Here is a 19,926-nt window from a genome sequence, read left to right as displayed (position 1 = left end):
CGTGCGCAACATCCCCCTAGCTCCCGACTTGGGAGGAAGGTAACATGGATATTTAAATCCAACAAGAAGCAGGCATATTTTAGACAAAATATAGTTTCTTGCATTTTGCTAGCAACCCAACCCCTGCATTTTGCTACACAAGATTCGGTTATGTCTGATTTCCCGTGATTTCGAGACCGGATTTGGATCTCATTTTTTTCACCAGATAAGGGTTGCGCGGGTTGCGAGCTACGTGTAGGTTCCTCGCCTGATTTTTACACCAATGAAGTTGGAAGAGGTTTGTCATGAGAATTAGAAGAGCAATGCGCAAGAAGCCGCTGCGTCGTCCTGTTAAGAAGCCGCGCCTGAAGCGCCAGCGTATTATGCAGCAGAAGAAGCGCCTGGTTGGTGCCGGGATCAGCGAAGAACAGCTGAAGCACATGAACACCAGGGAAATCCGCGCCGCGATCCGCAAGACCGGTGCTTAGGATACGGTTTTCCGAATCGTGAAAAAACGCTCCAATGGGAGCGTTTTTTCTGTATCTGGACAAGGCGGCGCAGCCGCCCGCCGAAGGCCGGAACGTCCAACGTCGGAGGGGAACCCCGACATCCAAAGACCTTCGGCCGCTGAAGGCAAACCGCGGGCAGGGATTGTATGAAAAACATTGTTTTGGTTGGTTTCATGGGTAGCGGAAAGACGACGGTCGGCAAACTGATTGCCGAAAAGACCGGCATGCCGCTGCTGGACATGGACTCGATGATCGAGGAACGCGCCGGCAAGAGCATCAACGAAATCTTCGCCGACGACGGCGAAGCGCGTTTCCGCGAATATGAGCGGGAGCTGGCCAAGGAGCTCGCGGCGATGGAAGGGCAGATCATCTCCACGGGTGGCGGCATTGTGCTGAATCCTGAAAACATAGCCGATTTCGAGAAGACCGGCCTGGTGGTTTGCCTGCTGGCCGATGCCGAAACCGTGCTCGACCGTGTGAAGCACGATACCTCCCGCCCCTTGCTCGCCGGCGACAAGGAAGCGAAGATTCTACAGATCCTCGAAACCCGCAAGCCGCTCTACGAATCCATCAAGCACCGCATCGATACGAGCGGCCGGCCGTCGCCCGCGCCCACCGCGCAGGAAATAATCGATCTGTACGAAACAAACAAATCTTGAAATCAGCGCATAAACAGCCACAATGCGCCTTCTGTGTATCGAATATCCGGGGAGAGTAACATGAGCGAAGAAAAAAAAGAACAAAACGATTTCCTGAGCGGGCACGAAGAGCTGCTTAACTCCATTAAAAAGAAGCCCGAACCGGAAACGGTGGAAGCGCCTGCGGTAGAACCCGTGGCCGAAGAACCGGTCGTTGAAGAGCCTGCCCCGGTGGAAGAAGCCACGACTCCCGAACCGGAACCCGTTGTGGAAGAGGTTGAAGAAACCATCGAAGAGCCCGAGCCCGTTGAGGAAGAGCCCGAGCCCGTTGGGGAAGAGCCGGCCGTGGTCGTCCAGGACCCGATCGACGACATACCGGAAGTGGTTGAAGTTAAGCCGGCCAAACTCCCCCCGAAGAAAAAAGAGCCCGCCACCCCCGCCGAGGCCAAGAAGCAAAAGCACGAGAACCTTAAGAACGCCGAAGTCCAGGAAGTCCTGAAGGTGTTCCAGAAATATGCAAAGCCCGTCGCCACGGCCATCGTTGCCGTTTGCGCCGTTGTCCTGTTCAACAGCTTCATGAAGAACAGCCGCATGAAGAAGGAATATGCTGCGGATGCGGCACTGCTGGCCGCAAAAAGCGCCACCGACTACCAGGCCATTCTGGACGACTACGGCAAAACCCCCTCCGCCCCGTTGGCGATGATGGGCCTCGCCCAGGAAAAATTCAACGCCGGCCAGCTCGACGAAGCCGCCAGCCTGTATGGAAAATTCACGAAGAACTATCCCAAGCACGAAATGGCCGCCCAGGCCGAGTTCAACCAGATCACCTGCAAGGAAGCCAAGGGAGAGCTAGGCGAGGCCTCGATCCTCTACGGCGACTTCAAGACCAAGCACGAAGGTTCGCACCTCGCACCGGTTGCCCTGCTCGGCAAGGCACGTTGCTATGAGTTGCTCGACAACCATGCCGAGGCCAAGATTGTGTTCGAAGAAGTGATGGTCTTCTATCCGGACAGCGCGTGGGCGCAGATCGCCGAAGCGCAGTTGGGCGTGGTTGAAAGCAAGTTGAAATAGAGCCCGAACCCGGACTTCCTGGATGCGGGGCAGGCTTTCGGGCCTGCCCTTCTTCGTGCATCAATCCTCCAGCTCTTCCTCCAGCAAGAGGTTGCGGGCGCTGATGCAGGGGCCGGGGAACATATCCATGAACTCGTCCGGACACTCATCGTACAGCTCGCACATCGAGTCGTAGGCCGCGCGACCGTAGCGCAGGATTTCCCCGAGCACCTGGCTGTCCGCATCCTGCATCACAAAACAGAATTCTTCGTCGGTCGAATCCTGCACGTTGAGCAGCAACCGGTATTTATGCGGATCGATCTTTTCCAGGTTGCGGGTATAGATGCTGTATTTGACGTATTCCACCACGCGCTGGTTCAACCCCGCCTCGATCAGGAAAACCAGCTCCACCAATTCGACGCGCGACAATACGAGACGCACGCCGGGGATGTCCGCATCGGCAGGCATCATGCTGTTCATCCGCTCCATCGACCGGTCGAACTCCTCGAGAATCTGCTCACGGGAGGTTTCATCGCTTTCCGGGATCCAGTGGATCAGGATGTTGTTTTTCGGATCGCTGTAGAGCACCGGCAGGTCAACGCGGAAACCCAGGTCGCAATCGGGGCATTCCACCCGGTTGAGCTGGTTTTGCATCAAGGCCTCCTTCAGCTGGGGGTCGGTTTGCACATTAACCGCGTCGTATAGCACCACATCCTGGGGGGTTCCACAAGAGGGGCAAGTGATGTTAACCGTTCTGCTAATACTCATTTTCCTGATCCGTGAGTCGTGATTCGTGATTCGTGAAAGAATCATCCTGTCATTCAATGATCCTGTCTAACAAAAATTGCCGCCGCTCTTCAACCGTTCGTCGTTGAGGATGGCGTGGTATTGGTGCTCGAGGTCGGCGAGCTCCCGCTGCCAGAACATTTCGCTTCCCCAGTCCGGGAAGTTGGACTGGAACTTGAAATCGTCCACCTGCGTGCTGCACCAGGACAAGAAGTAGATAATACGCATCGCCCGCAGGAGCTCGATCAGCCTGAGTTGCCGGTCGTCGAACTCCATGAACTGCTCATAGCCTTCAAGAATCAGGTTGATTTCATGGCGGGTCGTGTTCGCATGGCCAGGCAGCAAGAGCCAGATATCCTGCACGGCGGGGCCCATGACCATGTCGTCGAAATCGATCACCATCAGCCCCTCGTCGGGCCGTTCCAGAATGTTGGCGCGGTGGCAGTCGCCATGGATCCGCTGGAGCTCGATGCCATCGAACTCGCGGATGGCGATTTCGACAATGCGGTTCGTGACATCCCGGAAGCGGCCAGCCTGGTGCGGCGACATGAAACCGCCGGAAAGCAACAGGTCGATTTCGGGCAACGTGGTGGTTTCGGGATGCATCCGGAGCCGGTTTCCCGCATCGCGTTGCGCCCCGGCGAGGTGGATGCGCCCGACGAGCCGCCCGAGCCGCAACCAGCCCTCGTCTTCGTGGAGTTCCATCTCTCGTCCGGACTTCTTGGGAAAGACGGAATAGAGAATGCCTTCGTACTCCCCGATGGTCGTGCCGGTCGCCAGCTCCAGCGGGGCAACCACGGGGATCTCATCCGCGGCGCAATCGAGCACAAAGTCGTGCTCATCCTGCAACGCGGCGCGCCCCCAGCGCCCGGGCCGGTAAAACTTTGCGACCAACCGCTCCCCTTCCACCGTCTGGAGTTCGTACACCCGGTTGATGTAGCTGGGCAAGGGGGCCGTCAGCCCGGTGAGCTGGCAGTCCATGCCCATCTCGATGGCATCGAGAATGCGGTCGGGGGTTAGGTTCTCGAATCCCGCATTCATACGTCCAATGCCCGGAACAAATGTTCGGCATCCTCGAACGAATCCACGATCATGTCGGGATGTTCCGCCTCCAGCGTGGCGCGGTCGAACTGGCCGTTGCAAACGGCAACGGATACCATACCATTGCTCCGGGCGGCTTCGATATCGGACGGGGTGTCGCCCAACAGGAAGGATCCTTCCGGATTGCCGGCCCGCTCCAGCGCCAGTGCCGCCATGCGGTTGCGGTCGCCGTCGTCGTCGCCGAAACCTCCGATATCGGTGAAGAAGCCTTCCAGTCCGCCATGCCTTAGCTTGAGGTAGGCGGTTTTCCGGATATTCCCGGACACCAGGGCAAGCTTCCAGTGCGCGGAAACCCGCTCGAGGAAGTGCACCACCCCCGGGAAAACCGTGGGCGGGAACTCCGCCATGTTGCGGTCGAGATGCCCGGGCAGCAGCTCGAAAAAGCGGGCCATCCGGGCCGGGTCGGGCTCAAGTCCGTTTTCGCGGATAAGCTGCTCGACCACGCGAATATCCGTGGCTCCGGCAAAATTGATGTGCGCCAGATCGACGGGTACGCCGTAGGCCTGCTCGAAGGCAGCACCGAACGCCAGGCGCCCGGCCCCTTTGGCATGCAGCAACGTACCGTCGATGTCGCAGAATATATAGCGGTCGGAAAGCGTCATCTTCACCACTGAGACACGGAGGGTCGGAGTGCTGCAACCGCTGTGTCTCTGTGCCTCCGTGGTAAAAGGTAGGTTAATCGACGAGGTCGATCAGCTCGTTGATGGCGTCGGCCTCGGACATTTCCTTCGGCTTACGCTCCTGCTTCGGCTCGTTGCCACCGCCATTGCCACCACCATTGCCACCACCGCCCGACTGCTTTTGCTGGCGACGGCGGGGGGGGCGATTGGTGCGCGGGCGGTTGCTTTCGCCACCATTGCGCTCCTGGCCTTCGCCTTCGCCTCCGGTATCGAACGCCTTGCGGAACGTGCTGACACGCATCGCCTTGACACCGCCTCCCGCAATCTTCTCCGCCGCGGCATTGCCCGAAACCATAATGGCTCCAGGGCCCTTGGATGCCGCGGTCTTGGCGATGAATTTCGCATGCTGCTCGGGCGCCGTGCTATAGAGCACCATCACACCTTCGAATTTTTTGCCGGCCGGCGCCTTGTTCAGGGGAGAACCGGTCAGGATGGCAATGACTTCGATTTTTTCACGTTGCGAAAAGCGCGACAGGCGGCGGAGCGTCTGCAACTGGTTGCGCGGGGGCACCTTGCCCTTCATTCCCATGGATTCGTTGAGGGAAACAGCATCGACCACCAGCACCGGACGGGCTGGCTTGAACAGGTTGAATAAACCCATATTTAGTTCCTTTGTGTTGTTTTTTCATGTTTTCCACGCACATACACCGTCGTTCCTGCCGCATGCATCGTCTGTGTTCGCTGCGGTTGGCGGTGTGTTTCCGTGCGGTTAAAGTCGGTCAACCTACCCCAACCCCCTCCATTGCGCAAGCCCGTATTTTCCGCCCGGATCATAAGATATCATAAGAACACCCAGCCTCACATTGACGTTTGAACCCAACGGATCTACCATGCATCATCTTCGAAACCAGGACTATTCATGATGCGGACTCTACCAGCCTTTGCCTTTTTCGCCCTGTCTGTCGCCATCTTTGCGGAGAAACCCATGATTGTTGCCCACCGCGGTGCGTCCAGGGAGGCACCTGAAAACACGATTCCGGCCTTTGAACTGGCCTGGAAGCAAGGCGCCGACGCCATCGAAGGCGACTTCCACCTCACCCAGGACGGCCATATTGTCTGCATCCACGACAAAGACACCAAACGAATTGCGGGCAAACAGCTCATCATCGCCGAAAGCCGGCTCGCGGATCTTCAGCAACTGGATGTGGGCATCCACAAGGGAAAGGCCTATGCCGGCACCACGATCCCCACCATCGAACAAGTGTTCGACACCGTTCCCCCCAATAAAACCATCTATATCGAGGTCAAATGCGGCACCGCCATTGTCCCGGCGCTGGTGGAGGCCATCAAGCACGCCAACATCAAACCAGAGCAAGTGGTTGTTATTTCCTTCGATAAAAACGTGATCAAGGCCATCAAAACCGCGGCACCCCGGCTCAAGGCATCGTGGCTATGCGGCTTCAAACAAAGTAAAAGCGGCTCCGTCTCCCCATCGTTCGACCACGTGCTGGCCACCCTGGAGCAGATCGGGGCGGACGGCCTCAGCGCAGGAAAAGACCATCTCGGGGAACCCCTCGTTTCGCGCATCCAGGCTGAAGGGTACGAATTCCACGTCTGGACGGTGGACAACCCCGAAGCCGCCCGGAACTTCCTGGACTGGGGCGCAAAATCCATCACCACCAACGTTCCGGGGAGAATGAAGCAAGCCCTTGCCGGGAATCCTTGAACATGCGGGAGGGCTGGAAGGAATGCCCACCCCATAAATCAGACCATGAAAATACGGCGGATGGCGAAGATGCCACCCCCCATGAGCGCAATCATGGCGATGCTGCTTGGTTCCGGAATGGCCACGATGCGAACACCGACAATCGAACCCTCGCTTTGGGCGAGATCTTGACTCGAATCGTAGGAGGAATCGGAGGCTAGATAGTCGGCCGTGGCCCAGGCGGAACCTCCACGGTATACCGCACCAACCGTCCCATTGGTAATCAAGGTATCCGTCCACTCCCATACGTTACCCATGATGTCGTAAGTCCCGTTCTGTTCCAATGCTCCGGAGCCAGTGGCCCACATGGGATTGGTCGTTCCGAGAGGAGGATTGTGCTCCGTCGGGGAATAATTCCACCCATCGGAGGTTATAACGGACGGAGTCGTGTCGAGTCCGCTGGAATAGAGGGAATAAGAACCGTCGTCAGCCGGCTTGTAGTAGGCAGCCTTGAACCATTCGTCCTCGGAAGGCATCATATAGGCTACGCCGCTTGAGTTGCGATAGGAACGATTGATCCCCTGCAAAGTATCTCCCGAAAGCTGATAGACCCCGACATTGATATCGCCGCTCGTAAGCCAGTTGGCGAATCGCGCAGCCTCCTGCCAACTCATGGCGCTGGCCGGGGCATCGCCACCAGCGGCAATATAGTAGTTTTCATTGCCATTGCCAATGGCCCCACTGGATGCGGCATCGGCCCTAGTGAATTGATCGATGGTAATCTCGTATGTACCGATGCGGAAATCATACCCCACCGCCCCGAGCCCCGTAGTGGCATCGGCAACGTTTCCGGCATAGCCAATATCGACGAAATCGATTGAGAATTGGTTGGCCCCGCTCCCGAACACATCGGCGTCGGATGTAACAACCATAAAGGCCGTTGCTAGCGCAACGACACCGAACATCAGAGGATATTTCATTTTCAGTCCAGATTCTTTATATCCACCGGTTCGGCGGAAGTGCCCAATTTGTTGGCCAGCTAAATTCCCATCTTCGTGCCGACCCCTTACGACACCCGACATTTCTATAAAACTGGGTGGATTTTTAGCGCATTTTTTGCAGAGACACAATCTAAATATCATCCCGACGAGCCACCTGGCTTCCCGGCTCCCCCGGTTTCCATGCAGCAACATCCACCCCGGGATCAACCCTCCATTTTCCGGTTTTTCTTCCATCGGTCGTGCCTTTTTTCAACCACGCGAGGTATTCCTTGCGCGGAATATTCTCAAAACCCATCGCTTCGCAGTAGGCCTGGTAGCCGCCGATATCGAAAGCGTGGTAGCCCCAGTGCTGGAGATGGCAGGCCAGCGTCACGATCGCGATTTTGCTGGCGCTGGGTTCGCGGTGGAAACTGGACTCGCCAATCAGGATTTTGCCCATGTCGGTGCCGAAAACCCCGCCAACCAGCAGCCCCTCCTGACTCCACACCTCCACGGAATGCGAATATCCCTTTTCATGCAGGGCGTTGCAAATGGCAATCCTTTCGGGATTCAGCCAGGTGGATTCCCGTTCGGCGCAGGCATTCACGACCTGCTCGAATGCGGTATCGAACGTGACCGAAAAGCGGTCGGACCGAAGTTGTTGGCGAAAGCGCCGGTTAAATTTCATTTTTTCCGGAAACAGCACCATGCGCGGATCGCACGACCACCAGTTGACCGACCCCCTGTCCGTAAAAGGAAAAACACCCTTGGAATAGGCCAGGAGCAACGATTCCTCCGTCAGCTCCCCTCCCCTCGCCAGCAGACCATAGGGCGGCTTGCGGGTCGTTAGCCAGATCGGCGGGAACGCGCCCTTCGGCGGCGGAGGGAAAAGTTTGCTCTGGCACCACACCTGGGCGTCGTAGAAACGGGACAACATCCCGTTCCCAACACGTCGGACTATACTTTTCGGGGACCCCACGGCGATTCTTCCCTTTCGGTTGAAGACCTCCTTCGGCACAAAGAAGTCACGAAAGATCACCAGAACAGGGAAGTCGTGTCAACAACGGATAGCGAGACCTACAGCACCGTCCCGGAAGGAATCACGGTGTTCTTGGGAATCACCATGATGCCGTCGCGTATCCAATAAAGCTCGGAGTGCTCGTCGGCCGGCTTGTTTTCCGGCGAAATAACCACGTTGTCGCCAATCCGCACATTCTTATCGATGATGGCATTCTTCACCACGCAGTTCTTCCCGATGCCCATCGGAATTCCGGATGGATGCTCAATCACTCCGTGCTCGTAGAAATCCGCCCCCATCAGGATCGAATCCTCCACCACCGATCCCTCGCCCACCAAGGCGCGCAGGCCAACCACCGCGTGATCGATCCGTTTCCCCGAAATGATGCAGCCATCCGAAAGCAAGCAGCGGCTCAGGTCGCACTGGTTGATTTTCGAGGGCGGCAGATAGCGCATGCGGGTATAGATAACGGCCCTCATGTCATAGAACGAAAACTGGGGCAATGGATCGGTCAAGGCCAAATTGGCCGCCCAGAACGAACGGATGGTACCAACATCTTCCCAATAACCATTAAAGATATAGCTATATACCTTATGGCTATCGATTGCCCCCGGAATGATGTGCTTGCCGAAATCGGTTTCATCGTTGTTACAAAGCAAATCTTCCAAGACATCCATGTTGAAGACATAAATGCCCATGCTCGCCAGGTACAGCTCATCGTCATAAAGTGGCGCTTTCAACTGATCCAGCAAGACCGTATCGCCGGGCTTTTCGGAAAAACGAACAATCCTTCCCTGCTTATTGACCTGCATAATTCCCAGACTCTCAGCCTCCCCTCGCGGAACCGGCTTGGTGCTGATCGTCAAATCGGCCTTGTTGTCCACATGCGACTGAATAACCGACTTCAAATCCATCCGGTAGAGCTGATCACCCGAAAGAATCACAACCACATCGGGCCGGTCGTCCTTGAAATACCGCATCGAACGCCGGACGGCATCCGCCGTGCCCTGGAACCAACCGGCCGAATCGGGCGTTTGCTCCGCCGCCAAAATCCGCACATGTCCTCCGCTGAACTGATCAAACCGATAAACCGCGCCGATATGCTGATGCAACGACACACTGTTGAACTGGGTTAGCAGGAAGACATTTCGAATCCCGCTATTGATGCAATTGCTGATGGGGATATCAACCAATCGGTATTTACCGGCAATCGGAACCGCCGGCTTCGAACGATCGCGCGTCAAGGGTTGCAACCGACTACCGGCCCCACCTCCCAAAATCAATCCAACTACCTTCATCTATTCCCCTTTTGTTTATATTGCCAAGGCATCGTCAAAGCATAGGGGAGATGCTCTTCCAAGTGAAACAAAAGAAAACACAAATTTATCGCTTGCGTCGCTGGGGGGTCTTCTGTAAAACATGCGCTCCTTTCACGGGAAGGGGTTCATGACCCACTCGCTGAGAAGGCAAATTTTGGTCCGGTAGCTCAGTCGGTAGAGCATTTGACTTTTAATCAAAGGGTCCTGGGTTCGAGCCCCAGCCGGATCACCATATTAAACCCCGTTATCAGCAATGATAGCGGGGTTTTTGTTTATTTAGCGCATCCTGTGCAGTTCATGATAGCATAGGATATTTCAGGACATTTTAAGCCTATTTGCCAAAGAAATGCCAAAGAAATGAACAGCTACCAATCCCCTTTGCCTATAATGGGACAATCTGTATTTATTTGGAGGTGGCATTATGTGGTTTGCGGACAATAGCCAGGATGGGTGGGATGATAAGCACGCTGATATGGAAGAGTTAAAAGAGGAAAGTTCTGAGGATATCATCAACAAAGCCCATGAGATTGTCGATGACTTCCATTCATCGGGCGCATTTGATGAGCACGAGGAAAATAAGCGGCTTGATGAACATTGCGAATACCGCACCTCCAGCGGTAATCGAATCGCCGAACAAATCCTGCAATTGGAGAAGGTTCTCGAGGAATATGATCAGGCCTATTCCGATCCGTACAGAGATTTTGTAGAACTGGATGTATATGTCAGTCGCATCAAGCTGATCGTTGAGTCCCTTGATGAATACCGCTCAAAGCTGGATTACTACGAAAAGAAAGAGCGAACAATCCACGACCTCTATGATAGCGGCAAGATTTCTGGCCAGGAAATGGGTGATCGTTTGACGGAAACCGGATTCAGGAAGCAGCGTGCCGGAACCAGAACCGAGATGGCCGGGCTTGGTATGACCTATGATGATCTTGGCGAGATCAGCGACCGCTTTAATCACTTAGCCATCGATTTCCAAATCGATGATAATGGCGATACCCGCCACAAGATATTCCTCTTATTGAGATCCATGGATCGCGACAAGGCCATCTATATTCTGGAGCAAGCCGTGATGGACGGAATGATCTCGCAGTCAACCGCTGACTACCTGATCGAGCATACCCTGCGCAGTCATTGAGGCAGATTCTCAAAACCGGCGGACAATTGAAGCAAGCACAGAGAGGACAATGCTCAGCAGCAGGCAGCTCACAATAGGTATTGCCACATAGAGGTTTTCTTTCCTGATCTCGATATCCCCCGGAAGGCTACCAAACCAAGGGATAAATCGTTTGCAGATGAGGAATGCAACGAAGAACACGACCCAAAATGTTATATGCCTACCATTCACGTCCTTCCTCCAATGTTAGAAGGTAAGATACCAAACCCCGATCAACACCAACACACTACCTAGCAGAGGAGACATGATCGTCGTGGAAACCAACAATACCACCGCAAGAATACCGACCCTTCGATATTCAGGTTCGTTTTTCGCCTTTTGAATAAGCGTAGTCATTTTTGCCATAACCTTTGATAGATATCTTTGAAAGTCCCTAATCGTCATGATTCACCTCTTGATCATTTATGCCTTGCGTAAATAGCCGGCCTTTGCCATTTCACGGAACTCCATCAGCAGTGCATCGCGGTCGTCTATAAAGCGATAACGCGGGCGGCCGGACTCATCTATCGATGCAATGTCCTTGAGCAAGCATTCGTTAACATCGGAAGAACTTCCTCCGATACCGATGCAATCGATAACAACACCGGAGTCCTTCAGGCGCCCCCCCCAGTCACGAGGAAATCCGGGGCAGTTGTGATCGCCATCCGTTAGCAAAATAATATGCCCCTGAATACCGGACTTTAGTTCAGATACGCCACCCGGTGCCGCGCCCTGGTCGGAGCCAAGAAAGAATTCCTTTATGGCTCCCCCCTTTCGGTCAGGCACCGGGCAATGCTGACTTAATGCATCTGCCGCACACTTCAATCCCGCAGCAATGTTGGTATACCCTCCGACTGTCAGTCCATTAAGAGCCGCACGCTTCAGAACCTCGTATTGAGAGCCGACAGGAAGCGGCGGCTGAACAATGCTTGCTGAACCACTGAATTTAACAATACCCACATAATCATCGGGGTGGCGTTCGAGCTTTATTCCCAACAGATCAATAATCGCTGCAATCGCAGCCATAAGCCTGCTTGGAGGATAATCCGAGGCTTCCATAGACGGCGAAACATCAACAACAAGTAAAGTACAAACCTGCCCCGTAGGTTTTTGAATTGTAGTTGCGAAATTATGAAATGATTTTTCCATTTGATTGCTCCATTTTCTTTAGATTGAAAAAAGCCCGGCGCAATGTACGCCGGGGTTAGCCTTGGCTAGGTTGCCTTATTGGTGTATTCAACCTGCAGGTCTGCTTCTAGGCCATCGATCGAATCTCGCGCCCTGGCAGTAAGGATTCCATCTTTGTTCAACTGCATCGTGATCAGGATTTCATGTTCGCGATTCGGATCGGTCACCTTGCTCAACCCATTGAGTTCGAACTTGCCAAGAACAAGGCAATCGTCGCGTCTTGCGCCAGGCGGACCCTGCAAAATTTCGATAACAACATCTGTCTGCCCTCGCTCTGCCAGCTTGAACCTGTCGGTATTGTCATGAGATGGAAACGGGATGCCCTTTTTCAGTATCACTGCGTTATACAGCTCTCCGTCAGATTCCTTGAGAACAGTGACCCCAATGGCGTGCGCCGTGACATCACGGGTGATAATAGAGAGAGGCGGAAGCACGCCACCTTCGATAATAACCGGCTCATTCACAGAGTCCTTATGCAACCTTGCGGCAATATTCGGTGCCCGTGCGCTACGCCCACTACGAAACGGTGGTCAAGGGCTATATCGACCGGATTGTGGTCTGCCGGGGCGATGAATGCATCGCCGAACATCCCCGGTTGTGGGGCAAGGCCGGCGTCCATCTCAACCCCGTGCACTATCTCGCACTGCTCGAACGCAAGCCCGGCGGGCTCGACCACGCCCGGCCATTGGAAGACTGGAAACTGCCATCCTGCTTTCGGGATCTGCGCAGCAGGCTGGAGGCCGATCTCGATGGCGAAGGAACCCGGGAGTACATCAAGGTGCTGCGTCTGCTCGAAAAGCATTCACCCAAGGAACTGGCCCGGGCCGTTGAGCAGGGGCTGCGTTGCGGGGCCTCCTCCCGAGACGCCATTGCCCAGTTCCTCATTCCCCGGCCGGAATGGCGATGCACCCGGTTCAGCCTCGACGGCCATGAGCATCTACGAGAGGTCCAGGTGGACTGCGTCGATGTGGCCGACTACAACCGTCTGCTCGGACAGGAGGTGGGCGCATGAGCACGAAGACCCCGTCGCATGTACTGCTCGAGCACTACCTTAAAACGCTGAAGCTGCCGAGTGTCCTGCGGGAGCACCGCAAGATGGCCTCGGTCTGCCAGGCCGAACGGGCCGATTACTCGACCTATTTGCTGCGGCTCATCGAACAGGAGATTCACGACCGGGAACAACGGGCCGCCGAACGCCGCCTCAAGTCCGCCCGTTTCCCCGTTGTGAAAACCCTCGACAGCTTCCGGTTCGAGGAGCAGCCCTCGATCAACCAGCCGCTGGTGAGGGAACTAGCCCATGGCGAGTTTATCAAGGAGCGGGAGAACGTGCTGCTGATCGGCAACAGCGGAACCGGAAAAACCCACCTCGCCACCGCCCTGGCCTTCGCCGCCTGCCAGATGGGCTTCAAGGTGCGGTTCTTCGGCGTCACCGCCCTGGTCACGCAGTTGCTCGAACGCCGGGAGGAAAGGCAGCTTGACCGGTTCTTCAAGCAACTCGAGCGCTCCGACCTGCTCGTGCTCGATGAACTCGGCTACGTTCCGTTCTCCAAGCTGGGGGCAGAACTGCTTTTCGAAGTCGTCAGCCGGGCCTACGAACGCACCAGCGTCGTGGTCACCACGAACCTGCCCTTCGAATCATGGACGGAGGTGCTGGGCTCGCAGCGGCTCACTGGCGCTTTACTCGATCGATTGACCCACCGGGTCCATATCCTCGAAGCCAATGGTGAAAGTTTCAGGCTGCAGGACTCATTGCGCCGCCGGGGACAACGGCAGAAAACAAAGAAACCGTAGGAGCAATTGACACCCGCAAGGAAGCGGGGTAATTAACGAAAAAGTGTTACACTTTTGGGCCGCCGCCCGGTGCACTTTTCAACCGGCGTTTACACGAAAAAGCTATGAAAATACACACCGATACCGCTAATAGGGGTTTGCGAGGCCACCCAGCATCTCGTCAAGAACACCCCAAAATATCTAATGCTTCATCACGAATCTCACACCAATTCGTTGAACTCATGCTCCGCAGAAGATCAGGTAGGCGATCAACTGGGTTGACGTTTCCCGCTGTTAAAAGACTAGGCATAGATTTTTCTAGAGCCGCTTTAAGCTGAGCTCGCTGCGGTTTGAAATAATGTTCCAGCACGATTTCAGCTGTAGCATGACCCGTGACCTGCTGAACTAGCTCAAATGGAATCCCGGAGCAAAGTGCAAGCGTAATCCACGTTGTCCTAAAAGAGTGGAAGTCCCGAACAGAAGCCCTTCTGAGACCATTTTTACGTTCCAAATGAACGTCACCCAACCGTGAAGTTTTCTGTTCGCTGACAGGAATTTTTTTTCCCCGAATGAAAGCCAGCCCCGTAGCGCGCTCTATTTCATTCAGGTATGCTGATCCGGTTGCCTTGCTTATGCCAACGGCCGTAGCTGCCTTGCACAGAGATAACCCACCGAGATAGGCAATCAACATCCTCCGAGCATTCTCTCGCTTATTCTCCGTAGGAACGGATGAAAAATAGACCTCGGCCATCCTAATAAGGTCAGAAGATTCTATATCATCAAGCTCCCGTAGCGGCACATAATCGTCGCTATAATACCCAATTTTAGCTAAAACTTTTCGTAAACGATCCGTAAGCACCTTTGCATTTCGGTCGTATTGAGCTGCCAACGCCGGAAAAACGAATTCAGACCCATTGTTCAGCTCGTGAGAAATCGCGTCACGGAACATATCTGCTATCGGAATATCCACCCTGCGTCCAGTCTTCGACGTACTCACTGTGATGAACCCCTCGTCCAAATCTACACTGGTCCATTTCAGCTTACAGCAGTCACCCCTGCGCATAGCCGTACAGGCTGCAGTCACAACGAGGGGGTATAAAAGCACATCGGATTTAGCCACATCAAAGATGGCTTTCAGCTCTTCTGGAGAATATGGAACACGATGCACGGTCTCGCTCTGCTTCTGCCTCAAATCGTTAAATGCAGTGCACTGCCCTCGCTTGCAAGCTGCTTTCAAAGCCCCCAGGATCGCATTCCAGGTTCTCGGGCTGATCCCACGCTCCTCCTGGTGCTGCATGTATTGACGCGCATGGTCGTTAGACAGGTGATCAAGTTTCGTAATATTCGGCCAATGCTCACTGCAGTATGAAATAAACCCTTCGATCCAGGCCAGGGTCGTTTGGCGGTGCAGATCCGATACCGGTTTATTTCTCGGCATATTAATCCACAAATCTGGCAACTCACTCAGTTTGTAAACCTTGACCCGTCTCCCGCCAGTACGAGCCTGATGAACCGCCTGAGCGATCTCCTCTGCACTCTTATCGCTATTGATTGATTTAAGCAGATTGCGGAGCTCAGACTCCGCCTCTGATTTTGATTTTTCGAAATGAACAGAGCCATGCTCCTCCGTTTCACTCGGAGGTGTTCCTCGGATCTCAACTCGCAGGTTTTTGGCATAACGCGTTTTATCGATTGAGTATACCCCGTACCACCATTTGGATTCTTTGCGACGCTCAAGGCGCCCCTTGACCACGATCTGCTCTTTCATTGTATCCTCAATATAATGCGGTTAGATATGTCCTGATATGTATAGAACATCCCGCTGAAGAAAAAAAGCTTTTTGCCAAAGATATGCCAAAGATACGAACCAACAACTCCAATAAATGGACATTACATTAACTATTATTAACATATTACTCTGCCTTTTAATCAAAGGGTCCTGTGTTCGAGCCCCAGCCGGATCACCACTTAAAGCCCCGTTATCTTCATAGATAGCGGGGCTTTTCTTTATTTGCGCACATTCTCCCCACACATGATATCACCTGATATTTCAGGATAAAACGGGACGAAAGCGGAAACAAAGTGGAAACATTTTCACACCTGCCAGCGATGCTGCGCGAGCCTATCTTTTGGCGATCAGCCCCTAGCAACCGTTTCAAAAGGATCAGTTTTCTTTAGACGGCTCTTTATCAACCACCTGATTCACATAAAAAAACACTCTCTAGCTAATTCATCAAACCCAGGGATAGCCGCCTGCACCCGAAACGCCTAACCGCCGGCTTTACAAGAAAAGCGCTTCGCCCTATTTTGGAAGCATGAGATTCATAGCTTCCATTTGCATCCTACTCTTGCCGGCCGCCCTGCCGGCCTATTCCAGAACCTGGACGAGCACGGACGGGAAAGAGGTCGAGGCGGAGGTGGTGACAGTGAATGCCAACCAAACCGTGGCCTTGCGAACCCACTCGGGAAGAACCATCACGGTGCCCTTCAACACCTTCGCCGCGGCGGACGTGGAGCATCTGGAATATTTGCTCTCCCGCAAGGGGCGCGGCCCGCTGCACGCCGTTCCGTGGAACGAACTCAACCAGCTCTTCGGCATCGAGATCTGGCAGGACGACAACCTCTGGGACGATGCCACCGCCGAGACCGCCAATCGCATGGGACTGGCCAAGGAATCGAAGACCGACTTCATGGAAAACCACCGCGCCTATCCGCTCGGCGAAGCGAAGGTGCTCAAGGAGCCCGTCTACACCACCGTCCTCTATGGCGGGACGGAACATGTTGCCAGCATCTCGTTCGTCTTCGCCAACCAGGGCGACATGCCGATCCCCAACGGCCAGATCAGCCCCGGCCTCATCGAGCAAATGGCCGTCAAGATCGAGGAAAGCGGCGAGCATGTGCACAACGTGCTCGAACCCGTGCTCGGCGAACCCAAGCGCGACACCCTCGGCAAGGGCGATATGCGCGAGAAGGTCTGGCGCTGGGACTGGAACGAACACGCCATCATGCTCACCGTCGCCGAAGGCAAATATGCCGCCCTGCGCATCATGCCCGCCGACCGCGCCGACCGCGCAGGCCGCGTTGAGAAGATCACGGAAGCCGAGTTGAAAAAGCGCATGGCCTCCTGCGTCGAGCGGCACGAAAACGGCGATGTGGTCATCAGGAACATTCCAATGATCGACCAAGGGCCCAAGGGCTACTGCTCGCCCGCCACCTGGGAGCGCTATTTGCGCTACATGGACATACCGGCGGATATGTACCTGCTGGCGCTGGCCGGCAACACCGGCGTCGGCGGCGGAACCTACGCCCACCAAATGATGGCCGCCACCAAATCGCTCATCTCCGCCAACGGCCGCGAGCTCGAACCCATCGGCAACTCGCTTGCGCCCCAAAACATTGCCGAATACATCGACCAGGGCCTGCCGATCATGTGGCGCTTCATGAGCACCTCCGACCTCCAGTTCGCCGCCAACCGGAACACGGCCGAACGCAAGGGCCAGAAGATCAAGGAAAAGAATGTGCCGTCCAGCGGCTACGGCGGGCATATCTGCCTCGTCATCGGCTACAACGAGCGGACCGGCGAAGCCGCCATCTCCGACAGCTGGGGCCCCAAATATGCCGAACGCTGGATCAAGGTCGGCGAGGTCGGCAGCCAAAACTACCAATACGGATCGATGAACGTCATCAAGTGGTAGGGCTAGTAGGCTCCCGAGGGCCGGCTGTCCGGGCCGTAGTGGGCAATGTCGCCGAAGCGGGCGATCTTGAATTGCCCATCCTCGACGTGCACCTCGCTGACGCTGGCCGGATAGACGGCGGGCGGGTTCCAGAAATCAGCCAGGGGGCGCTCTTCGATCGAAAAGAGCATGGAGCGAATGACGGTCGTGTGCGAAACGAGGGCAATGGATTCGCCATCATGCCTTGCCGCAAGATCGTGCAGGCAGGCCGCCGCCCTCCGGTGCACGCACTCAAAGGTTTCGCCGGTTTGCGGAGCGAACCGATGCGGCGACTTCCAAAAGTTGGAATGCTGTTCGGCATCGTCGATATCCAACTCGGCCTGCAAGCGCCCTTCCCACTCGCCGAGATCGATTTCCCGTAGCCGGTCGTCGGTTTGGATTTCCCGGTTTCCAAAAATGATTTCCGCCGTGCGCCGCGCGCGCCCTTGCGGCGAGGCATAGACCGCATCCACCGGGGGAAAACCATCCGCCAGCCGTTCCGCCATGCGGATGCCCTTTTCCGTTAGCGGCGAATCGGAGCGCCCCTGCATGCGCCGCTCGGCGTTCCATTGCGTCTGCCCGTGCCGAATGAGATAGAGAATTGTTTTCATCATGTTTCCAATAAAAAAGGCGCCCCAATGAGGAGCGCCTTTCGAATGAATCCGAAAATCGGATTACATTGCCTGGGAGATCGCAACCGCGACCGCCACGGAGGCGCCAACCATCGGGTTGTTGCCCATGCCGATGAGGCCCATCATTTCCACGTGCGCGGGAACGGAGGAGGATCCTGCGAACTGCGCCGAGGAGTGCATGCGGCCCATGGTGTCGGTCATGCCGTAGGAAGCCGGTCCCGCGCCCATGTTGTCGGGGTGCAGGGTGCGTCCTGTTCCGCCGCCGGAGGCCACGGAGAAGTAGGGCTTGCCGAGCTCGACGGTTTCCTTTTTATAGGTGCCTGCAACCGGATGCTGGAAGCGGGTCGGGTTGGTGGAGTTGCCGGTGATGGAAACATCGACGCCTTCCAGGTGCATGATGGCCACACCTTCGCGAACGTCGTCGGCCCCGTAGCAGCGGACTTCGGCGCGCTCGCCTTTGGAGTAGGCCTTTTCCTTCACCACTTCAACCTTGCCGCTCGCGTAGTCGAACCGGGTGGCCACGTGGGTGAATCCGTTGATGCGGGAGATGATGTGTGCAGCATCCTTGCCCAAACCGTTGAGGATGACGCGCAGCGGCTCCTTGCGGGCCTTGTTGGCGTAGCGGCAGATGCCGAGGGCGCCTTCCGCAGCCGCGAACGATTCGTGACCGGCGAGCAGGGCGAAACATTTGGTTTCTTCCTTCAGCAGCATGGCGGCGAGGTTGCCGTGGCCGATGCCGACCTTGCGGTCGTCCGCAACGGAACCGGGGATGCAGAAGGCCTGGAGGCCTTCGCCGATGGTTTCCGCGACGTCGGAAGCAACGGTCTGCCCCTTCTTGATGGCGATGGCGGCTCCCACGGTGTAGGCCCACATCGCATTCTCGAATGCCAGCGGCTGGATTTCCTTAACGATTTCGTAAACGTCTACGCCTTTTTCCTTGCAGATTTCGGCGCACTCTTCAATCGACCCAATTCCATACTGTTCGAGAACCGGAGTGATCTGGGCGATACGTCTTTCATATCCTTCAAATAATGCCATGGTTCAAATCTCCTTATTTATGGCGCGGGTCAATTTGTTTAACCGCATCAGCGAAACGACCGTAGGTGCCGGATGCTTTTTCGAGGGCCTCGTTGGCGCTGTCGCCCTTGGCGATGAATTCCATCATCTTGCCGAGGTGGCAGAACGCATATCCGATGACTTCGTCGTCTTCGTCGAGACCGAGCTTGGTCACATAGCCTTCGGCCACTTCGAGGTAGCGAACGCCCTTTTCGACGGTGCCGAAGATGGTTCCGGTTACGGAACGGAGGCCCTTGCCCAGGTCTTCGAGGCCGGCGCCGATCGGGAGACCGTCTTCGGAGAAGGCGGACTGCGAACGCCCGTATACGATCTGCAGGAACAGTTCGCGCATGGCCACGTTGATCGCGTCGCAGACGAGGTCGGTGTTGAGCGCCTCGAGAATGGTTTTCCCCGTGAGGATTTCACCGGCCATTGCGGCGGAGTGGGTCATGCCGGTGCAACCGACGGTTTCGATCAGCGCTTCCTGGATAACGCCTTGCTTGACGTTCAGCGAGAGCTTGCAGGCGCCCTGCTGCGGTGCGCACCAGCCCACGCCGTGCGTGAAGCCGTTGATGTCCCTGATTTCTGCTGCCTGCGTCCATTTCCCCTCCTGGGGGATCGGCGCCGGACCGTTCTGCGGCCCACGGGCAACAACACACATTTCCTTGATTTCAGATGTGTATTCCATTGTTAATAAGCTCCT

Annotated in this window: 22 protein-coding genes and 1 tRNA gene; 9 read left to right on the top strand and 14 right to left on the bottom strand. The window is 55.6% G+C overall.

Annotation, left to right across the window (positions count from 1 at the left end):
• Nucleotides 1–284: 284 nt before the first annotated feature.
• The 3 genes from E9954_RS22700 to E9954_RS22690 all read left to right on the top strand — a co-directional run bounded on the left by E9954_RS22700 (nt 285) and on the right by E9954_RS22690 (nt 2,197).
• A complete protein-coding gene (locus tag E9954_RS22700; protein ID WP_136081576.1) occupies nt 285–467 on the top strand; it encodes a hypothetical protein in 183 nt (60 codons plus the stop codon).
• A 167-nt stretch (nt 468–634) separates the two neighbouring features.
• The gene (locus E9954_RS22695) at nt 635–1,147 is read left to right on the top strand and encodes a shikimate kinase (RefSeq protein ID WP_136081575.1); all 513 of its coding nucleotides are present in this window, start codon (nt 635–637) and stop codon (nt 1,145–1,147) included.
• A gap of 60 nt (nt 1,148–1,207) precedes the next feature.
• The gene (locus E9954_RS22690; RefSeq protein ID WP_136081574.1) at nt 1,208–2,197 is read left to right on the top strand and encodes a tetratricopeptide repeat protein; all 990 of its coding nucleotides are present in this window, start codon (nt 1,208–1,210) and stop codon (nt 2,195–2,197) included.
• Between the two features lie 60 nt (nt 2,198–2,257).
• Here the strand turns inward: E9954_RS22690 and E9954_RS22685 are convergent, their stop codons facing one another.
• The 4 genes from E9954_RS22685 to E9954_RS22670 all read right to left on the bottom strand — a co-directional run bounded on the left by E9954_RS22685 (nt 2,258) and on the right by E9954_RS22670 (nt 5,344).
• Complete coding sequence (locus tag E9954_RS22685; protein ID WP_168442509.1) at nt 2,258–2,944, bottom strand: CpXC domain-containing protein; 687 nt, start codon at nt 2,942–2,944, stop codon at nt 2,258–2,260.
• A gap of 66 nt (nt 2,945–3,010) precedes the next feature.
• On the bottom strand, nt 3,011–4,003 hold the full coding sequence (locus E9954_RS22680; protein WP_136081572.1) for a serine/threonine protein kinase: 993 nt from the start codon (nt 4,001–4,003) through the stop codon (nt 3,011–3,013).
• Nucleotides 4,000–4,665, bottom strand: coding sequence for an HAD family hydrolase (locus E9954_RS22675; protein ID WP_246046746.1), 666 nt, complete (start codon nt 4,663–4,665; stop codon nt 4,000–4,002). Before E9954_RS22675 ends, E9954_RS22680 begins: the two co-directional genes overlap by 4 nt.
• A gap of 73 nt (nt 4,666–4,738) precedes the next feature.
• Nucleotides 4,739–5,344: a hypothetical protein gene (locus tag E9954_RS22670; protein ID WP_136081570.1), complete on the bottom strand. Its 606-nt coding sequence runs from the start codon at nt 5,342–5,344 to the stop codon at nt 4,739–4,741.
• 258 nt (nt 5,345–5,602) lie between these two features.
• Here E9954_RS22670 and E9954_RS22665 point away from each other — a divergent pair, with 258 nt between their 5' ends.
• Nucleotides 5,603–6,409: a glycerophosphodiester phosphodiesterase gene (locus tag E9954_RS22665; RefSeq protein WP_136081569.1), complete on the top strand. Its 807-nt coding sequence runs from the start codon at nt 5,603–5,605 to the stop codon at nt 6,407–6,409.
• Between the two features lie 38 nt (nt 6,410–6,447).
• Here the strand turns inward: E9954_RS22665 and E9954_RS22660 are convergent, their stop codons facing one another.
• The 3 genes from E9954_RS22660 to E9954_RS22650 form a co-directional block, all read right to left on the bottom strand.
• The gene (locus E9954_RS22660; RefSeq protein ID WP_168442508.1) at nt 6,448–7,368 is read right to left on the bottom strand and encodes a formylglycine-generating enzyme family protein; all 921 of its coding nucleotides are present in this window, start codon (nt 7,366–7,368) and stop codon (nt 6,448–6,450) included.
• Nucleotides 7,369–7,519: 151 nt separating this feature from the next.
• Complete coding sequence (gene aat / locus E9954_RS22655) at nt 7,520–8,305, bottom strand: leucyl/phenylalanyl-tRNA--protein transferase (protein ID WP_136081567.1); 786 nt, start codon at nt 8,303–8,305, stop codon at nt 7,520–7,522.
• A gap of 140 nt (nt 8,306–8,445) precedes the next feature.
• Nucleotides 8,446–9,684, bottom strand: a complete 1,239-nt coding sequence (locus tag E9954_RS22650) for a glucose-1-phosphate adenylyltransferase (protein ID WP_136081566.1) — start codon at nt 9,682–9,684, stop codon at nt 8,446–8,448.
• Nucleotides 9,685–9,861: 177 nt separating this feature from the next.
• Between E9954_RS22650 and E9954_RS22645 the strand changes: the two genes are divergently transcribed.
• Together E9954_RS22645 and E9954_RS22640 are read left to right on the top strand one after the other, a co-directional pair.
• Nucleotides 9,862–9,937: transfer RNA gene (locus E9954_RS22645), tRNA-Lys, on the top strand.
• A gap of 189 nt (nt 9,938–10,126) precedes the next feature.
• Nucleotides 10,127–10,846, top strand: a complete 720-nt coding sequence (locus E9954_RS22640) for a hypothetical protein (protein ID WP_136081565.1) — start codon at nt 10,127–10,129, stop codon at nt 10,844–10,846.
• A gap of 9 nt (nt 10,847–10,855) precedes the next feature.
• On the opposite strand, the gene E9954_RS33930 is transcribed toward E9954_RS22640, so the two are convergent.
• The 3 genes from E9954_RS33930 to E9954_RS22625 all read right to left on the bottom strand — a co-directional run bounded on the left by E9954_RS33930 (nt 10,856) and on the right by E9954_RS22625 (nt 12,516).
• Nucleotides 10,856–11,026, bottom strand: coding sequence for a DUF2905 family protein (locus E9954_RS33930; RefSeq protein ID WP_407947776.1), 171 nt, complete (start codon nt 11,024–11,026; stop codon nt 10,856–10,858).
• 261 nt (nt 11,027–11,287) lie between these two features.
• Entirely contained in the window at nt 11,288–12,013 is a 726-nt protein-coding gene (locus E9954_RS22630) for a vWA domain-containing protein (RefSeq protein WP_136081563.1), read from the bottom strand.
• 65 nt (nt 12,014–12,078) lie between these two features.
• Complete coding sequence (locus E9954_RS22625; protein WP_168442507.1) at nt 12,079–12,516, bottom strand: Hsp70 family protein; 438 nt, start codon at nt 12,514–12,516, stop codon at nt 12,079–12,081.
• Between the two features lie 17 nt (nt 12,517–12,533).
• Here E9954_RS22625 and E9954_RS22620 point away from each other — a divergent pair, with 17 nt between their 5' ends.
• Both E9954_RS22620 and istB read left to right on the top strand, forming a co-directional pair.
• Nucleotides 12,534–13,064, top strand: coding sequence for a Mu transposase domain-containing protein (locus E9954_RS22620; protein ID WP_136081561.1), 531 nt, complete (start codon nt 12,534–12,536; stop codon nt 13,062–13,064).
• Nucleotides 13,061–13,843: an IS21-like element helper ATPase IstB gene (gene istB / locus E9954_RS22615; protein WP_136081560.1), complete on the top strand. Its 783-nt coding sequence runs from the start codon at nt 13,061–13,063 to the stop codon at nt 13,841–13,843. Before E9954_RS22620 ends, istB begins: the two co-directional genes overlap by 4 nt.
• A 160-nt stretch (nt 13,844–14,003) precedes the next feature.
• On the opposite strand, the gene E9954_RS22610 is transcribed toward istB, so the two are convergent.
• Entirely contained in the window at nt 14,004–15,590 is a 1,587-nt protein-coding gene (locus E9954_RS22610; RefSeq protein ID WP_136081559.1) for a site-specific integrase, read from the bottom strand.
• A 547-nt stretch (nt 15,591–16,137) separates the two neighbouring features.
• Between E9954_RS22610 and E9954_RS22605 the strand changes: the two genes are divergently transcribed.
• Nucleotides 16,138–17,517 (top strand): C39 family peptidase, encoded by a 1,380-nt coding sequence (locus tag E9954_RS22605; protein ID WP_136081558.1) that lies wholly within the window; start codon nt 16,138–16,140, stop codon nt 17,515–17,517.
• A gap of 2 nt (nt 17,518–17,519) precedes the next feature.
• On the opposite strand, the gene E9954_RS22600 is transcribed toward E9954_RS22605, so the two are convergent.
• The 3 genes from E9954_RS22600 to E9954_RS22590 are packed head-to-tail and all read right to left on the bottom strand — an operon-like array spanning nt 17,520 to nt 19,911.
• Entirely contained in the window at nt 17,520–18,149 is a 630-nt protein-coding gene (locus E9954_RS22600) for a histidine phosphatase family protein (RefSeq protein ID WP_136081557.1), read from the bottom strand.
• Between the two features lie 60 nt (nt 18,150–18,209).
• Nucleotides 18,210–19,205, bottom strand: a complete 996-nt coding sequence (locus tag E9954_RS22595) for a GGGtGRT protein (RefSeq protein WP_136081556.1) — start codon at nt 19,203–19,205, stop codon at nt 18,210–18,212.
• 13 nt (nt 19,206–19,218) lie between these two features.
• Nucleotides 19,219–19,911 (bottom strand): iron-sulfur cluster assembly scaffold protein, encoded by a 693-nt coding sequence (locus tag E9954_RS22590; protein ID WP_136081555.1) that lies wholly within the window; start codon nt 19,909–19,911, stop codon nt 19,219–19,221.
• Between the last annotated feature and the right edge of the window lie 15 nt (nt 19,912–19,926).

The organism is Pontiella desulfatans (assembly GCF_900890425.1).
GTDB classification, from domain to species: Bacteria; Verrucomicrobiota; Kiritimatiellia; order Kiritimatiellales; family Pontiellaceae; genus Pontiella; species Pontiella desulfatans.
Note: the sequence above shows the minus strand (reverse complement) of the source record. Positions and strands in the feature narration are given on the sequence as shown.

What these genes read in the sequence shown, in the direction of transcription:
- E9954_RS22595 (WP_136081556.1), bottom strand. Translation starts at nt 19,205, where the DNA reads ATGGCATTATTTGAAGGATATGAAAGACGTATCGCCCAGATCACTCCG.
- E9954_RS22680 (WP_136081572.1), bottom strand. Translation starts at nt 4,003, where the DNA reads ATGAATGCGGGATTCGAGAACCTAACCCCCGACCGCATTCTCGATGCC.
- E9954_RS22590 (WP_136081555.1), bottom strand. Translation starts at nt 19,911, where the DNA reads ATGGAATACACATCTGAAATCAAGGAAATGTGTGTTGTTGCCCGTGGG.
- E9954_RS22695 (WP_136081575.1), top strand. Translation starts at nt 635, where the DNA reads ATGAAAAACATTGTTTTGGTTGGTTTCATGGGTAGCGGAAAGACGACG.
- E9954_RS22640 (WP_136081565.1), top strand. Translation starts at nt 10,127, where the DNA reads ATGTGGTTTGCGGACAATAGCCAGGATGGGTGGGATGATAAGCACGCT.
- E9954_RS22690 (WP_136081574.1), top strand. Translation starts at nt 1,208, where the DNA reads ATGAGCGAAGAAAAAAAAGAACAAAACGATTTCCTGAGCGGGCACGAA.
- E9954_RS22700 (WP_136081576.1), top strand. Translation starts at nt 285, where the DNA reads ATGAGAATTAGAAGAGCAATGCGCAAGAAGCCGCTGCGTCGTCCTGTT.
- E9954_RS22600 (WP_136081557.1), bottom strand. Translation starts at nt 18,149, where the DNA reads ATGATGAAAACAATTCTCTATCTCATTCGGCACGGGCAGACGCAATGG.
- E9954_RS22670 (WP_136081570.1), bottom strand. Translation starts at nt 5,344, where the DNA reads ATGGGTTTATTCAACCTGTTCAAGCCAGCCCGTCCGGTGCTGGTGGTC.
- E9954_RS22650 (WP_136081566.1), bottom strand. Translation starts at nt 9,684, where the DNA reads ATGAAGGTAGTTGGATTGATTTTGGGAGGTGGGGCCGGTAGTCGGTTG.
- E9954_RS22665 (WP_136081569.1), top strand. Translation starts at nt 5,603, where the DNA reads ATGATGCGGACTCTACCAGCCTTTGCCTTTTTCGCCCTGTCTGTCGCC.
- E9954_RS22630 (WP_136081563.1), bottom strand. Translation starts at nt 12,013, where the DNA reads ATGGAAAAATCATTTCATAATTTCGCAACTACAATTCAAAAACCTACG.
- E9954_RS22610 (WP_136081559.1), bottom strand. Translation starts at nt 15,590, where the DNA reads ATGAAAGAGCAGATCGTGGTCAAGGGGCGCCTTGAGCGTCGCAAAGAA.
- aat (WP_136081567.1), bottom strand. Translation starts at nt 8,305, where the DNA reads ATGTTGTCCCGTTTCTACGACGCCCAGGTGTGGTGCCAGAGCAAACTT.
- istB (WP_136081560.1), top strand. Translation starts at nt 13,061, where the DNA reads ATGAGCACGAAGACCCCGTCGCATGTACTGCTCGAGCACTACCTTAAA.
- E9954_RS22660 (WP_168442508.1), bottom strand. Translation starts at nt 7,368, where the DNA reads ATGAAATATCCTCTGATGTTCGGTGTCGTTGCGCTAGCAACGGCCTTT.
- E9954_RS22675 (WP_246046746.1), bottom strand. Translation starts at nt 4,665, where the DNA reads ATGACGCTTTCCGACCGCTATATATTCTGCGACATCGACGGTACGTTG.
- E9954_RS22685 (WP_168442509.1), bottom strand. Translation starts at nt 2,944, where the DNA reads ATGAGTATTAGCAGAACGGTTAACATCACTTGCCCCTCTTGTGGAACC.
- E9954_RS22605 (WP_136081558.1), top strand. Translation starts at nt 16,138, where the DNA reads ATGAGATTCATAGCTTCCATTTGCATCCTACTCTTGCCGGCCGCCCTG.